Annotated in this window: 11 protein-coding genes and 16 tRNA genes; 25 read left to right on the top strand and 2 right to left on the bottom strand. The window is 30.8% G+C overall.

The features are described 5' to 3' along the window. Positions 1 to 4 precede the first annotated feature (4 nt). The 16 genes from CURI_RS04650 to CURI_RS04725 all read left to right on the top strand — a co-directional run bounded on the left by CURI_RS04650 (position 5) and on the right by CURI_RS04725 (position 1,634). A tRNA-Phe gene (locus CURI_RS04650) sits at positions 5 to 80 on the top strand. A gap of 21 nt (positions 81 to 101) precedes the next feature. Continuing rightward, positions 102 to 176: transfer RNA gene (locus tag CURI_RS04655), tRNA-Glu, on the top strand. A gap of 35 nt (positions 177 to 211) precedes the next feature. Then, positions 212 to 287, top strand: a tRNA-Val gene (locus CURI_RS04660). 18 nt (positions 288 to 305) lie between these two features. Further along, positions 306 to 382, top strand: a tRNA-Asp gene (locus tag CURI_RS04665). 39 nt (positions 383 to 421) lie between these two features. Beyond that, a tRNA-Thr gene (locus CURI_RS04670) sits at positions 422 to 497 on the top strand. Between the two features lie 14 nt (positions 498 to 511). Next, positions 512 to 597, top strand: a tRNA-Tyr gene (locus tag CURI_RS04675). A gap of 11 nt (positions 598 to 608) precedes the next feature. Further along, positions 609 to 682: transfer RNA gene (locus CURI_RS04680), tRNA-Gly, on the top strand. 9 nt (positions 683 to 691) lie between these two features. Next, positions 692 to 768: transfer RNA gene (locus CURI_RS04685), tRNA-Arg, on the top strand. A 24-nt stretch (positions 769 to 792) separates the two neighbouring features. Then, positions 793 to 868: transfer RNA gene (locus CURI_RS04690), tRNA-Gln, on the top strand. Between the two features lie 62 nt (positions 869 to 930). Beyond that, a tRNA-Ser gene (locus tag CURI_RS04695) sits at positions 931 to 1,019 on the top strand. Between the two features lie 22 nt (positions 1,020 to 1,041). Then, positions 1,042 to 1,132 (top strand) — tRNA-Ser (locus CURI_RS04700). Positions 1,133 to 1,139: 7 nt separating this feature from the next. After that, positions 1,140 to 1,216 (top strand) — tRNA-Ile (locus CURI_RS04705). Between the two features lie 17 nt (positions 1,217 to 1,233). Further along, positions 1,234 to 1,310: transfer RNA gene (locus CURI_RS04710), tRNA-Pro, on the top strand. A 45-nt stretch (positions 1,311 to 1,355) separates the two neighbouring features. Then, positions 1,356 to 1,432: transfer RNA gene (locus CURI_RS04715), tRNA-Ile, on the top strand. Between the two features lie 45 nt (positions 1,433 to 1,477). Next, a tRNA-Ile gene (locus CURI_RS04720) sits at positions 1,478 to 1,554 on the top strand. 4 nt (positions 1,555 to 1,558) lie between these two features. Further along, a tRNA-Phe gene (locus CURI_RS04725) sits at positions 1,559 to 1,634 on the top strand. A 62-nt stretch (positions 1,635 to 1,696) separates the two neighbouring features. Here CURI_RS04725 and CURI_RS14950 read toward each other — a convergent pair. Beyond that, positions 1,697 to 2,698 (bottom strand): ribonuclease H-like domain-containing protein, encoded by a 1,002-nt coding sequence (locus CURI_RS14950; protein WP_014967088.1) that lies wholly within the window; start codon positions 2,696 to 2,698, stop codon positions 1,697 to 1,699. Positions 2,699 to 3,022: 324 nt separating this feature from the next. Between CURI_RS14950 and CURI_RS04735 the strand changes: the two genes are divergently transcribed. The 5 genes from CURI_RS04735 (at position 3,023) to CURI_RS04755 (ending at position 9,564) form a co-directional block, all read left to right on the top strand. Beyond that, positions 3,023 to 4,912, top strand: coding sequence for an N-6 DNA methylase family protein (locus tag CURI_RS04735; RefSeq protein ID WP_014967089.1), 1,890 nt, complete (start codon positions 3,023 to 3,025; stop codon positions 4,910 to 4,912). 3 nt (positions 4,913 to 4,915) lie between these two features. After that, on the top strand, positions 4,916 to 6,385 hold the full coding sequence (locus CURI_RS04740) for a hypothetical protein (RefSeq protein ID WP_014967090.1): 1,470 nt from the start codon (positions 4,916 to 4,918) through the stop codon (positions 6,383 to 6,385). Between the two features lie 147 nt (positions 6,386 to 6,532). Then, entirely contained in the window at positions 6,533 to 7,528 is a 996-nt protein-coding gene (locus tag CURI_RS04745; RefSeq protein ID WP_228370455.1) for an acyl-CoA dehydratase activase-related protein, read from the top strand. After that, positions 7,500 to 8,609 carry an acyl-CoA dehydratase activase-related protein gene (locus CURI_RS04750; protein WP_014967092.1) on the top strand — a complete coding sequence of 370 codons (1,110 nt, stop codon included), beginning with the start codon at positions 7,500 to 7,502 and terminating at the stop codon, positions 8,607 to 8,609. Before CURI_RS04745 ends, CURI_RS04750 begins: the two co-directional genes overlap by 29 nt. Then, a complete protein-coding gene (locus CURI_RS04755; RefSeq protein ID WP_014967093.1) occupies positions 8,584 to 9,564 on the top strand; it encodes an acyl-CoA dehydratase activase in 981 nt (326 codons plus the stop codon). Before CURI_RS04750 ends, CURI_RS04755 begins: the two co-directional genes overlap by 26 nt. A 43-nt stretch (positions 9,565 to 9,607) precedes the next feature. Here CURI_RS04755 and CURI_RS04765 read toward each other — a convergent pair whose 3' ends face one another. Then, entirely contained in the window at positions 9,608 to 10,828 is a 1,221-nt protein-coding gene (locus CURI_RS04765; protein WP_014967094.1) for a hypothetical protein, read from the bottom strand. A gap of 163 nt (positions 10,829 to 10,991) precedes the next feature. Here CURI_RS04765 and CURI_RS04770 point away from each other — a divergent pair, with 163 nt between their 5' ends. The 4 genes from CURI_RS04770 to CURI_RS04785 all read left to right on the top strand — a co-directional run bounded on the left by CURI_RS04770 (position 10,992) and on the right by CURI_RS04785 (position 15,652). Next, complete coding sequence (locus CURI_RS04770; protein ID WP_014967095.1) at positions 10,992 to 12,329, top strand: hypothetical protein; 1,338 nt, start codon at positions 10,992 to 10,994, stop codon at positions 12,327 to 12,329. 342 nt (positions 12,330 to 12,671) lie between these two features. Further along, entirely contained in the window at positions 12,672 to 13,829 is a 1,158-nt protein-coding gene (locus CURI_RS04775; protein ID WP_014967096.1) for a cysteine desulfurase family protein, read from the top strand. A gap of 4 nt (positions 13,830 to 13,833) precedes the next feature. Then, positions 13,834 to 15,009, top strand: coding sequence for a tRNA uracil 4-sulfurtransferase ThiI (thiI, locus tag CURI_RS04780; RefSeq protein ID WP_014967097.1), 1,176 nt, complete (start codon positions 13,834 to 13,836; stop codon positions 15,007 to 15,009). Between the two features lie 79 nt (positions 15,010 to 15,088). Then, positions 15,089 to 15,652, top strand: coding sequence for a LemA family protein (locus CURI_RS04785; protein ID WP_014967098.1), 564 nt, complete (start codon positions 15,089 to 15,091; stop codon positions 15,650 to 15,652). Positions 15,653 to 15,666: the final 14 nt, after the last annotated feature.

The following is a 15,666-nucleotide window of genomic DNA, read 5'->3' on the forward strand; positions in this document are numbered from 1 at the left end:
ATTTGCCCAGATAGCTCAGTCGGTAGAGCAGGGGACTGAAAATCCCCGTGTCGGTGGTTCGATTCCGCCTCTGGGCACCAAATGTGTACATGTAGTATGATGGCCCTATGGTCAAGCGGTTAAGACACCGCCCTTTCACGGCGGTAACCCGGGTTCGAATCCCGGTAGGGTCACCAAAAAAGAAAATCCCAGAAATCCGTAAAATAATTACGGGCGCGTAGCTCAGCTGGGAGAGCACCTGCCTTACAAGCAGGGGGTCACAGGTTCGAGCCCTGTCGCGCCCACCATAAGTAAATAAAAAATGCGGCCTGGTAGTTCAGTTGGTTAGAATGCCAGCCTGTCACGCTGGAGGTCGAGGGTTCGAGTCCCTTCCAGGTCGCCAAAAAATATTCTATTAAAGAATGAGAAACAAACTATATACGCTGGTGTGGCTCAATCGGTAGAGCAACTGACTTGTAATCAGTAGGTTGGGGGTTCAAGTCCTCTCACCAGCTCCAAAGTTTCAAAATTAGGAGGAGTTCCCGAGCTGGCCAAAGGGGACGGACTGTAAATCCGTTAGCTTCGCTTTCACTGGTTCGAATCCAGTCTCCTCCACCAAAACATAATACGCGGGTGTAGCTCAGTGGTAGAGCCCTGGCCTTCCAAGCCAGTTGCGAGGGTTCGATTCCCTTCACCCGCTCCAAGAAAACGAGTGCCTATAGCTCAGCTGGATAGAGCATCGGCCTTCTAAGCCGAGTGTCCGGGGTTCGAATCCCTGTAGGCACGCCAAAAAATAAATATATAAGATGTTGTTGGGGTATCGCCAAGTTGGTAAGGCACCAGATTTTGATTCTGGCATGCGTAGGTTCGAGTCCTGCTACCCCAGCCAAGAATCTAAGTTTTAACTGAATTATTTTAGGTTAGAGCTTAAAGATGATTTAATTAAAATCCGGAGGGGTACCGAAGTGGTCATAACGGGGCGGTCTTGAAAACCGTTAGGGTGCAAGCCCACGTGGGTTCGAATCCCACCTCCTCCGCCATAAAAAACAATAAAAACACTATGGAGAAGTACTCAAGAGGTCGAAGAGGCTCCCCTGCTAAGGGAGTAGGTCCTTCACGGGGCGCGAGGGTTCAAATCCCTCCTTCTCCGCCATAAATGGGGGCCTTTAGCTCAGTTGGTTAGAGCGCCCGGCTCATAACCGGTAGGTCCGGGGTTCGAGTCCCTGAAGGCCCACCATAAAAAACAAATAAAGTCGGGGTGTAGCGCAGTTTGGTAGCGTACGTGGTTTGGGACCATGGGGCCGGGGGTTCGAGTCCCTCCACCCCGACCAATAAGAAAGTCAATGTATTTTTACTTAAAAGTCACTAAATAAAATGGGCCTGTAGCTCAGGTGGTTAGAGTGCACGCCTGATAAGCGTGAGGTCGATGGTTCGAGTCCATCCAGGCCCACCATAAAACGAATAAACGTTTTAAGTAATAAACCTAGCAGAAATGTTAGGGCCTTTAGCTCAGTTGGTTAGAGCGCCCGGCTCATAACCGGTAGGTCCGGGGTTCGAGTCCCTGAAGGCCCACCAATTTGCCCAGATAGCTCAGTCGGTAGAGCAGGGGACTGAAAATCCCCGTGTCGGTGGTTCGATTCCGCCTCTGGGCACCATATAGAAAAAACTTGTCTAAACAGCTTAGACAAGTTTTTTTATTTATCTTCATATTTAGCTATTAACCAAGACTAAAAACTATTTCTCTGACCAGATATGAAATATTATCATATATAATCTCACCATTTATTCTAATTAGAAAAATATTACTAGGAATATTATATTTCATATTATTAATATTCTTTAAAGATATATTTGTATCAGATAAGTCTATATATAGACACTCTTCACCAGTAGATAGCCTACCAGTCTTATACTGTATGTTTAGATTAAAGGCGCCATTAGGTACATTCCAATCTAGAGTAAAAAAATCTTCATAATAAAGCTGGGGAGGTAAATTAACTAGCTTGGTTTTTCCTTCTATATATAATAGCCTATCCTTAAAGATAAAAGAATCTTTTCTAATAGACAAATCAACGATTACTTCTTTAAAACTTAGTTCAAGTTCTAAATTATTTTTTGCATCAATAATATCGTAAATAGTTAATAACTTCGGTAAGTAAAAGATATCATCATAGTTATGATTAAGTATAGTCTTTCTTATAGATGGATTTTTTGAAGTAGTATAAACCTTGTAAAGTTCAACGCTTTCTTTTCCTGAAATAGTATCTTTTCTAAAAATACCTAAAGATTTTTCAACTGTTTTAAGCTTACAGTCACTAAGTCCAAGCATAGTTTTGTTTTTTCTGACTAATTTAAGTATATCTAAGTGATTAATCATAGAAATATTACTATCAATATTATGATAAGTTAATCTATTTTTTATGAAGGGGATATCAAAAGTACTACCATTATAGGTAATAATATGTTCAAAGTTATTTAATAGTTCTGTAAGTGAAACTAACAACTCTTTTTCTTCACTAGTACTTTCAGCAAATAATTGTGTTATATATACATTATGATTTTCTACGCACAACATTCCTATTAAAATTATGTGGTTATATCTACTACTCAGACCAGTAGTTTCTATATCTAAAAAACAAAAATTAGTATCGCCTAAAGTATCTTTTAAATCATTAGGAATATAAATATCATTTCTAAGATCGTTCTTAAATATTTTCATATTAAAATCCTTTCTACAATTTAATTGTCTAGTAATATTAGTAATATAAAAACTTATATAAAGATTAACATATGTGACCATACATCACAAGTATAGAGATATAGAAAAGTCAAAACAATTTCACTTATAGCGTAATATATGTTAAAATTATAGACATATAGCATAAATAAAAAGGAGTATATAAATAATAAATGAAAGAAAAAAACTAATATAAAAGAATTAAAAAAGGTAGTAAAAAATATACTCAAAGAGAATAAGAATAAAGATACTCAAACAAATATAGATATAATAAAAAGTATTTTAGTCTATATAAGTAAAATTATCTTGATTATAATTCAATTTAACGATAGAGATATTTCAAATATAATAAAATTAAGTGAAAATAATATTGAGGAAGATTATGAGTACATATTTAAAGGCATAGACAAAAAACATGATTATAGACATTACTTAAATGAAGATAACAAGTTAGATATTATTAGGATATTAGTTCAAATAGATAGTAAAGCTATCAAAGATTTTTCAATAGGTGAGATATATGAAAATTTTACTACTAGCAAAGAAAAAAAGCTATTAGGACAGGTATATACTCCTAAAAATATAGTTGAATACATGGTTTCTATAACTATAAATGATAAAGATATTATCAACAATCCATATTTTAAAATAATAGATCCTGCATGCGGTGGGGGATATTTTCTTATAGAAGCATATAAAAAAATAAAACAGATAATGTACGAAAATTATGATAAAATTATAATAAGAAATAGAGAAACAGAGAGGAAACTCAATGAGGATGGTATTCATAAATTTATAATAGAGAATAATATTTGGGGAGTAGATATAGATGAATTCGCTATATATATGACTAAATTTTCGCTGATTATAAAAGATGATATTACAAATATAAATACAAATATATTTAAATTAGATCCATTAATAGATGAAAATGATATATACAGTCAGACTTTTGATTTGGTATTGTGTAATCCTCCATATATAGGACATAAAAGAATAGATAAAGATTATAGAAAAGTCTTAGAAAAATTATATTCAGAAGTCTATTCAGATAAGGGTGATATATCTTACTGCTTCTTTAAAAAAGGCTATCAACTTTTAAAGAATGATGGAAAGCTGTTTTATATAACGTCCAGATACTTTCAAGAGTCACAATCTGGAGAAGGGCTAAGAAAATTTATAAATGAGAACTTGAATGTTAATAAAATTATAGACTTTTATGGTGAGAATCCGTTTAAAGGAATAGGTATAAGTCCTGTTATGATAGAATGTACTAAAAATAAAAGTGAAAATAATATTATTAATGTATCTAAAGGATCTGAAATGTTTGATATAAGTCAAAAAGAATTGCTTAATAGTGGATGGGTATTACTTAGTGAGAAAGAAAAAAAGCTTTTAGACAAGATAGATAAGTCTAAAAGTATTAAATTAGGTGAGATATGCACATTCAACCAAGGAATAATAACAGGACATGATAAGGCATTTATAGTAAGTAAAGAAGAGATAGAAGATGAGCAGCTAGAAAAAAATCTTATTAAGCCTTGGATAAAAAATAGTGACGTAGAAAGGTTTAAATTAAAAGACATAAAAAAGTATATAATATATACAGATAAAATAGATATAGAAGAAAACTATCCTAATTCTATTAGTCATGTAGAACAATATAAGGATAAGTTAACTAAAAGAAGAGAATGTATAAAGGGAACTAGAAAATGGTACGAGCTTCAATGGGGAAGAAATGAAGATTTATTTAAAAAAGATAAGATAGTTTTTCCCTATAAAGCTAATAGAAATAAGTTTACAATAGTAAGAGAAGAAGTGTGTTCTAGTGCAGATATATATTTTGTAACTATAAAGAATGAATTTAAACATAGATTTAATCTAGAGTATTTAGCAGCTTTTTTAAATTCATCAATATTTGAATATTATTTAAAATGTGTAGCAAAAAAGTTAAATGATAAACTTTATGAATATTATCCAAATAAAATGATGGAGTTAAATATCATAGTACAACATGATACTAAATATGTAGAGAATTTAGTAAAAGATATCGAGTATTGCTATAGGATAAATAATTACGTACAAGTAGAGGAAAATATAGAATCTATAGATAAATGGTTTTATGATATATACAAGCTAAGCAGAGAAGAAATAGACATTATAGAAAATGTAACAAACACTGAAGGGAGATTGTAACATATGGAAAATTTAAAAAATCTTAATGAGGAAATAAGTAAATTAAGTGACGAGGAGTTAATAGAACAAATACAGAACACTAATAATTTACAACTATCGAATATAGGACTTATGGCATATGTGGAACTATTTAATAGAAATATATACTTAAAGTCACTATTAAAAAATGATAAAGACTTAATAAACGAGTTATTAAAAGAAGACGCTAAATTTAGTGAAGTATATAATATGGTTGAAAATAAGGTTATAAAGCTAGACAGTATAGTAGATATAGAAAAACTTAACGAGAACCTAGATATAGAAGAACTAAAGAAACTAAGAACAAGTATAGTAAAAGTTCTTAGAACACTAGCTGCTTACTCTACAGAAATATCATATACAAATGAAATAGCTAAGGATTTACTTTACAAAGAATTTATAAAACAGAATGAGTCAGAAATAGATAAAAATATAGATTATCAAAAATTATTTGACAGTATATCTAAATTCGTAATGGAAGATCCAACTAATATGAAAAATAAAGTTATGGACTTAACTAATATCTTACCAATGAGAGTGGCTAAAACTAAATACTATGATATTGTATCAAAAGCATTTAGTAGAAACTTAAGATATAGCAGCAAGAGAAAAACTGATGTTGTATTATCTAGATACAAGACAATACTTAATGGATCATTAGAGTCTGAATATGGACTTTACTTTAGTAGATACTTTAGAAAGGCTCAAGAAGCTAGACAAATGGAATTAAAAGATATGTCTGAAGATGAGCTTAGAAAAATATATGATGATACTTATAAGACTATGGTAGAGATAGGAACTATAGCTAATGTAGTTAGAGAATTTGGAGTTATAGTAAATAGAATAATAGCTGTATGTATTCTTCAAGAAAACATACTAGAACAATCAGATAATTACAATATAAAATCACTTACAAATGCATGGACAAACTACTCAGAAAAAGAAAGCGACGCTAGTAGAAGTAAATTATTAGAAAGTTATAAAGCTTTATTTAAGGTACTAGATGATAAGTTTAAAAAGACTAATGAAAATTTACAACTGTTTACAATGGAGAACTTTAATAGAAAAAATAAAGTAAGTGATGAGCTTAAATCTGAACTTGGAAAAGTTCAATATGTTTTAGACTTTATAAATGACTATGCATTGGAACAAGAAGAGATATTGGACACAGATTATGTAGATATAGTGGAAAAAGAATATCTTGACGAAGCAGTTAAGAGCTTAGTTCAATTTATAGATAGAAATATAGATCAGATGGAAAATCTACAAAGAAGAACTAGAATGAAGAGACTTCTTGCATTAACAGAGGGAGCATTTATGACTCCACAAGAATTTTTTGAATATGTAGCTAATAGCATAAATATGACGAACAAGAGAGAGGATTTAATAGCTACTATAAACAACATATTAGAACTTATGACTAGATACAGAGGGATAGGAAACGTTAAACACTAAAAAATAGTATAAATGTTATAAAACAAGGGACTAAACATAACCCCTTGTTTTTTTATGTAAAGAAATAAGATATTAAGGTTATACTTTCCAAAAAGATGTTAATAATAGATAAAGTATAAAGATTAACTGATGATTGGAGGAGATGACTTGATTAAAGTTGGTATCCCAAGAGGACTTATGTATTATGATTACTATCCACTATGGAAAGAATTCTTTGAGGAATTAGGAGCTAAAGTTATAGTTTCTTCTAATACTAATAAAGAAATACTAAATAAAGGTGTTTCATCATCTGTAGATGAAGCATGCTTACCAGTAAAAGTATTTCATGGTCATGTTGAAGATTTAAAAAATAGAGTAGACTATATATTTATTCCTAAAATAATTAGTGTATATAAAAGAGAATACACTTGTCCTAAGATATTAGGACTGCCAGATATGATAAAAAACTCTATAGAAGGTTTACCAGAAATAATAGACGTAAAAATAGATTTACTAAAATCAAAAAACAATATATTGATAAGTGTATTAGAGACTGGTAAATATTTTACTAGAAATCCATTAAAAATAATAAGAGCATATAATAACGCTCTTAAAAGATATAACAACTATAAGGGATTACTTCAAAGTGGATACACACCAATAGAAGCATTTAACTTATATAAAAATTCTTATAATGAAGAAAAGATAAACGATGAAAACAACTTAAATATCATGGTTCTTGGACATCCATATAACATATATGACAACTATATAAATATGGATACTATAAACAAGTTAAGAGATGAAAATATAAATGTGTTAACTCCAGAAATGATAGAAGTAGAAAAATCAAATCATTATTGTAAGATGCTTCCTAAAAGAATGTTCTGGACATTTGGAAGACGAATAGTTGGTTCAAGTTTTAGTGTTATGTATGAAAAAAAGGTAGATGGAATTGTATACATTTCCGCATTTGGATGTGGGTTAGATTCTATATTAGAAGATATGGTTAGAAGAAAAGCTAATGAACTTAATGTTCCATTTACACTATTGACAATTGATGAGCACAGTGGTCAGGCTGGTGTCAACACTAGAATAGAGGCCTTTACAGATATGATAGGATGGAGGGTTAAAAATGAAAATAACATTTCCACACATGGGTAATGCATATATAGCAGCTAAAGCATTATTTGAAGATCTGGGAAACGAGGTAGTATTACCACCTATATGCAGTAAGAGAACTTTAGAAATAGGAACTAAATATTCTCCAGAAACCATATGCTTACCATTAAAAATCAATATAGGAAACTATATTGAAAGTATAGAGAAAGGTGCAGACACGGTAGTTATTACAGGAAGTTGTGGACCTTGTAGATTTGGATTTTACCCCACTATGGAACAAGAAATATTAAAAGAACTGGGATATGATGCAAAGGTGATAACTTTTGAGCCGTTTAGAGAATCACCTAAAGATTTGATAAAAAGTATAGCTACAGCAACCAATACTAAGAATATATTTAAGATTATTAGAAGTGGTTATAGAGTTAAATCGGTGCTATATGAGTCAGATGATTTAATAGATTTTTCTAACAAAATAAGAGCAAGGGCTCTAAATAAAATTGAAGTAGATATAGTTATAGACAGATTTTATAAAGAGATAGAGAATGTACACGGGGTAGATGAAATATTAAAACTAATAAGAAAAAGTAAAGAAGATTTAAAAGATATAAAAATTGATAAAAACTTTAATCCATTAAAAATAGGGATAATAGGAGAAATATACACTGTTATAGAACCTTTTGTAAATTTAGAGATTGAAAAGAAACTCGGATATCTAGGCATTGAGGTGGAAAAAGCATGGACTCCTAGTAGGTGGGCAGAATTTCACTTATATTCACTTCCATTTGGGTCTAAAACACAAAAGCAAATATTTAAAGAAGCATCTCCTTATCTAGACACTTTAGTAGGAGGACATGGTAGAGAAACTATTGGAACTGCAATAATGTATGCTAAAGAGGGATATGATGGATTAGTTCAATTATTACCACTTGCATGTATGCCAGAAATAGTAGCGGAAAGTATATTACCTACTGTTCAAAAAGACTTAGATATACCTATTTTAACGCTAGTCATAGATGAAATGACAGGTGAAGCAGGGTACTTAACTAGGTTAGAAGCATTTACAGATTTACTTAAAAAAAGAAGGGATGAGAAAGAAAATGAAAAGTTATTACTTGGGAGTTGACGTAGGCTCAGTTAGCACAAACTTAATTCTTATAAATGAAAATAATGAAGTTATATATAAAAAGTATTTAAGAACTCAAGGAAAACCTATAGATGCTCTACAAACAGGAATGAAAGAGATAATTGATGATTTAGGAGAAATTGAAATAAAGGGCGTAGGAGCCACAGGAAGCGGTAGACATTTAGCAAGCATGATATTAGGTGCAGACATAGTAAAAAATGAAATTACAGCCCATGCAGTGTCTGCAATTGATAGTGTAGAAGATGTAAAGACTATACTGGAAATTGGAGGCCAAGATTCAAAGATAATAATTATTAAAGACGGTATAGTTACAGACTTTGCAATGAATACAGTTTGTGCTGCTGGAACTGGTTCGTTTCTAGATAGGCAAGCATCAAGACTAGGAGTAGATATAAGTGACTTTGGAAAATTAGCACTAATATCAGAAAATCCAGTAAGAATAGCAGGAAGATGTGCAGTATTTGCAGAATCAGATATGATACACAAACAACAACTAGGCCATAATCAACAAGATATAATAAGAGGTCTTTGTGAAGCTTTAGTTAGAAACTATTTAAGTAATGTAGGTAAAGGAAAAGAAATCTTAGATAAAGTAGCGTTCCAAGGAGGAGTAGCTGCTAATGAGGGAATAAAAAAAGCTTTTGAGGATGCATTAGGATTGGAAATTGTAGTGCCTAAGAATTTTGATGTAATGGGAGCGATAGGAGTTGCAATATTAGCCAAAGAAGAAGTAAAAGATAAAGGAAAAACTAATTTTAAAGGAATAAACATAGCCAATAATGAATATAAAGTAAAAGGTATAGATTGTGGTGACTGCGCAAATATATGTGAGGTCATAGAGATAGTAGAAGAAGATTGTATAATTGCTAGATATGGAGATAAGTGTGGAAAATGGACTAACGGGGTATCAAATAGAAAAAGAAATTTAGCCTAAATGAATAAATATGTAAAAAAGAGTCTCAATTGAGACTCTTTTATTATAAATCGTCTTCAGAATCATCAGCTATATCAGATGTATCTGATTCTTCAGATAAGGCAAAGTTTCTGTGACCATGTCTAGAACCACATCTTCTTTTGCTATCTCTTTCTCTTTCACGTTCTCTTTCACGTTCTCTTTCACATTCTCTTTCACGTTCTCTTTCTCTTTCGCACTCTTCCTCACGTTCTCTTTCACGTTCTCTTTCTCTTCTACATTCTTCTCTTTCTTGTTCTCTTTTACATTCTCTTATACTTTCCTCATCAATTTGATTTGGGAACAGTGTAGGGAATGACTCACATATAGGAGCAATTTCTGGAGAAAGTTCAGGGAAACCTGTAGATAAAACACAAAGTTGAACAGGAACTACTATTTTCTTTTCACAAGTAATACAGATAGAAATCATTAAGTTTACTCTTACATCTCCATCTCTATCTACACGTATATCTCTTCTTATATTATTAGTAGCTAATCTTGGTTCACAGTCTGCATTGCAAATTTCAGTAAATCTTGGTAAAAATGCTCCATCTTCAACTGAAGGAATACAAAGTTCGAAGAAATTAGTTAAAACTAGAGGATTTCTCATTGTTCCTATTGGAATAACTCCTCTTAGAGTAACATCACATCTCTTATCGCAGTCATCACAAACTTCAACGTCAATCTCAACTACAACATCTCCAGTAACAGTTAGTTTTTGTGTACCAAATATAGGAGTACCTTCACATCTATCATCACAGAATTGAGTATCCGCAAATACAAGCTTTTCACTACATAGTCCGTCTGGTCCTACAACTGTTACATCATCGCCCTTACAATCTTTGACAAACTGAGCACCTGAAAGTGTTGTATCCTGGCCTATCACTAGGTTCTTTGGATCGTCAATATTATTAGGGTTAAAAAACTTTTTACATCTTATATCTAATACTCTCACGATACGAGCATTTCTTCCAATATTAGGTGAAAAGTGTTGATCAGCAACAGTTCTAAGTCCTTGTAAGTTGAATAGTGCTGTATCATAAACTTTTTGAACATAAATTGGCTCAGCCTTAACTCTTCTTAAATTACCATCAAAACTACAGCCAGTATTAGCAGTACAGCAATTTCTAGGTAAACCTATCCCAATAGGTCTTTCTCTTCTGCCACAACCACTTCTTCTTCCACAGTTATCTCTTTTATCACGATCTTCTCTTCTTTCACAATCATCTTTTCTTCCACAACTCATAAATACATACCTCCTTTAAATTATGAATAGTAGTAATAAGTGAATAATAACTAACTACTCTTAATCTTAATATATTCTCAGTGAATAAAACTGTTACATAAGTACTTATAATTGTCATAATAGTAACTTAGCATAAATAATATTTAATAATGGAGGTGTATATATGTCGTTTTTAAATCTAGACAACTCATTGATTACGGATAGAACGGGAAGTATATATAATTTTCAACATACCGATAAAGGAATAGAAGTAGTAATCTATGATAGAACTAATGGTAAAGCTGCAAAAGAAACTGTTGTAGATAATAAAATATTAGAATATGATGTATCAATAAATGAAGAAGACATTATATATTTAGTTTGTCAAAAAGAAAATCTAAGTATTTCAATATATTCATTTAATGGTTATGATTGGACAGAAAGTGAGTTGATTGAAGAAACAAGGGGAAATATATATAATTTGAAAATACTGACGAATAACAATACACTACATATATTTTATCATGAACAGTCAATAGAAGATGAAAGAATACTAAATATATATCATCACTACTATGAAGATAATAAATGGAATACAACTACTATCGAGGGAATATATAAAAATAAAATAGTAAATCCATTTGAACTATTAATAGATGGTGAAAAAATAATATTAGTATATTATGATTTAGGAGATTATACGGAGGAGATATTTTTAAAAGTATTCGACATAAATCGAGGTGCATGGGAAGAATCTATCCATATTACAAATGATAATAGTTCAAAATTATATTTAGATATTCTGGAACTAAGAGGTTATCTACATATAACATATAGTGAATATGAAAATGAAAATCTAACTATAAAACATAAAAAGATAAAAGTACATCCAGATAAAATTGAAGAGGTGTCTTATAATGTATTATCTAACTTAGCTAACTGTACTTATCCTACTTTGATATATGAAAATGAGACACTTTGGAATGTATGGACAGAATATGATAATGTGATGAGTAGCTACTCTTTAGATGAAGGAGAGACTTGGAGTAATCCATATTTATGGAAAGAATCAAAAGAAGTAAACTTTGTTAGATATAAGTTTATTACTAATGAAGAAAAATTACGAAAAAACTATATCATGAATTATTCATTTGGAAGAACTTATCCAAACTTAACTTTCTTAGGGTTTGGAGAATTAGAAAAAGCAGTAGAAGAACCTAAAAAAAAAGAAGATTTTACTAGCCAAGAAGATCATATAGATGATTATATGGAAGATTATTATTTTAGAGAAGATTATCCACAAAAAAATTATGTAGAAGAGGATGTGAGTGAAATGAGTGTTTCTAGAGAATTAGAAAGTAGAATTATAGAACTAGAAAAAGTATTAGAAAGTATTGAAAGAAGAATAAGGAAACTAGAAAATAATACGGATGTTGCAGAAACAAAATATTTAGAAGAAAAGATTCATGAAATAGAAAAGTATATAAATAGGAGAAGAAATCCTTTTGGAACAAGAATTTGACAACAAAAAAAAGACTCAGCGGGAGTCTTTTTTTGTTTGCAGACTCACTCTCCAATGAGTCGCAAAATAAAACCGTTCAAAAGGGGTATTGGGAATAGAGATCTCATTTGAGGTTACCAGGGGGATAACCACAAACAAATTATAGCAAAAAGCGACACAGGATGCAAGCCTTTTATAGAAGTTTTTTTAAAAAGTTCTAAATATATTTAAAATATTAAAATAAAATATAAAAAACTACAGTTTATTTTGTAACTTTTATTAAAGTTGGATATAATCATTATAGTATAATAGTTGTATTAAGTCTAAGTTTCAATTTAGAAATTTAGAAATAGGAGTGATTTTTTGAAAGTATATTTAGACAATAGTGCTACTACAAAACCAAGAGATGAAGTAATAAATGAGATGATACTTATGCTAAAGGATGAATATGGAAACCCATCTTCACTTCACAGAATGGGACTTGAAGTAGAGAAGAAAATAGAAGCATCAAGAAAAATAATAGCTGACTTTTTAAAAGTAAGGAAAGAGGAAATAACTTTTACCTCAGGAGGAACAGAATCTAATAATATAGCAATTCAAAGTATAGTAAATAAATTTTCTAGAAATGGAAAACATATAATTACTACTAAAATAGAGCATCCATCCGTACTAAATGTGTTTAAACATTATCAGGAAAAAGGATATGATGTGACATACTTAGATGTCGACGAAAACGGTGTATTGAACTTAGAACAATTAGAAGAAAGTATAACGAATAAAACTATACTATTATCTGTTATGTCTGTAAATAATGAAATAGGAACTATACAACCAATTGAGAAAATAAGAAATATAATAAATTCTAAGAATAAAAATGTAAAATTACACGTAGACGGTGTACAAGCTTTTGGTAAAATAGATATAGACATAAATAAACTAGGAATAGATGCTTTTACATTTAGTGGACATAAAGTACATGGACCTAAAGGAATTGGTGGAATTTTTATAAAAAAAGGATTAAACTTAGAAAGTATAGCTTTTGGAGGAGAACAAGAAAAAGGTCTTAGATCAGGGACAGAAAATGTACCAGGTATAATAGGATTAGGAAAAGCAGTAGAAATATTAGAAAAAAACTTTAAACAAGAGAAAGAAAAAATATTAGAGCTTAAAAACTATTTTTATGAGAAGGTTAAGGGTAATATAGAAAATATAAAAATAAATAGTTTTTTAGACGACTTAGGAACACCACATATTATTAATATCTCATTTATTGGAGTAAGAGGTGAAGTTTTAATTCACTACTTAGAAGATAGTGGTATCTACGTATCAACGTCCTCAGCATGCTCTTCTAAAGGAAAAGGAAAGAGCCATGTATTAGTAGCTATAGGATTAAGTAATAAAGAAATAGATGGTGCAGTAAGATTTAGTTTCTCATATAACAATACTTTTGAAGAACTAGATTATGTGGTAGAAAAATTAAAATATGCGGTAGAAGATATAAGAAAAATTACTATGAGGTGATAAAATGGAAAGAGTTATAAGTGTTAGTTTTGGAGAAATTGCGTTAAAAGGATTAAACAAGTCATATTTTGAAGATAAATTAATAAAAAACATAAGAAGTGTAATAAAAGACTTAGGCGAGTCTAAAATATATAAAGAGCAAGGTAAAGTATATATAGAAATAGCTGAAAGCTCTATGGAAAATGCAATGAATAGAATAAAAAAGGTATTTGGTATAGTTTATGTAAGTCCATGTCTTAGAATAGAAAAGAATGAGGATATGGAAGAGGTTAAAAAATATGCTATATTAGCATTAAAAGAAGCCTTAGAAGAAAGTAAAAATAGAACTTATAAAGTTGAAACTAAAAGAGCGGACAAAAACTTCCCTATGAAATCACCAGAGATATCTAGAGAAATAGGTGGATACCTTTTAGAAAATGTTGAGGATGTAACTGTAGATGTTCATAAACCAGATATAGTTTTAAATATAGATATAAGAAAGAAATGCTATATATATACCAGAAAAATAAAAGCATACGGTGGATTACCAATAGGAACTAATGGCAGAGGTTTATTACTTCTATCTGGGGGTATAGATAGTCCTGTAGCTGGCTTTATGATGGCAAAAAGAGGACTAGGAATAGATGCAGTACATTTCCATAGTTATCCGTTTACAAGCGAGAGATCAGAGGAAAAGGTTAAAGACTTAGCAGGTATATTATCAAGATATTGTGGAAATATAACTGTTTATAGTGTTAATTTATTAAATATTCAAAAGGAAATTAATAAAAATTGTCCAGAAAAAGAAATGACTTTAATTTCGAGAAGATTTATGATGAGAATAGCAGAGTCTATAGCTAAGAAAAATGGACTAGATGCGCTAATAACTGGAGAGAGTCTCGGTCAGGTAGCCAGTCAAACTATAAAAGGCTTAACTGTTACAAATTCATCAGTAGAAATTCCAGTATTTAGACCATTAATAGGAATGGATAAAGTAGATATAACTGAAATAGCACAAGATATAGAAACATTTGAAACTTCTATACAACCTTTTGAAGACTGCTGTACAGTATTCTTACCAAAGCATCCGGTAACAAGACCAGAAGTAGAAGATATAGAAAAATCAGAAGAAGCTTTAAACACAGAAGAATTGATAAATGATGCAATAGAAAATATGGAGATTTACAATATAAAACAATAGCACTATGAAGTAACAATACCCTAAATTAAGGACTAAAATAGATAAGGATTAACTATTATTTAGAAGGGGGAAGAGATAAATGAAAAAAATTTCAATACCATTGATAATTATATTGGCAATTGTTCTGTTATGTGGTGGAGTATTAGCATCAAGCTATAATAACTTAGTACAATTAGATGAAACTACTAGCGCTCAATGGGCACAAGTAGAAAACCAACTAAAAAGAAGAGCGGATTTAATTCCGAATTTAGTAAACACAGTTAAAGGATTTGCACAACAAGAGAAAGATGTATTAATAGGAGTTACTGAAGCAAGAAGCGGATTAGAAAAAGCTAAAACACCAGGTGAAATGGCTCAAGCTAATGATCAACTTAATACAGCATTATCTAGATTAAATGTAGTAGTTGAAAGATATCCAGAGCTAAAATCTGACCAAAACTTTATTAGACTTCAAGATGAGTTAGCTGGAACAGAGAATAGAATTACGGTTGCAAGACAAGATTATAATAGTTCTGTAAAAGAATTTAATACGAAAATTAAAAGCTTTCCAACGCGTATAATTGCAGGTATGTTTGGATTTGAAGAAGCAGAATACTTTGAAGTACAGGAAAAAGATAAAGAGACACCAAAAGTAGAATTTTAAGGGTGTGTAATTAA

The organism is Gottschalkia acidurici 9a (assembly GCF_000299355.1).
GTDB lineage: Bacteria > Bacillota > Clostridia > Tissierellales > Gottschalkiaceae > Gottschalkia > Gottschalkia acidurici.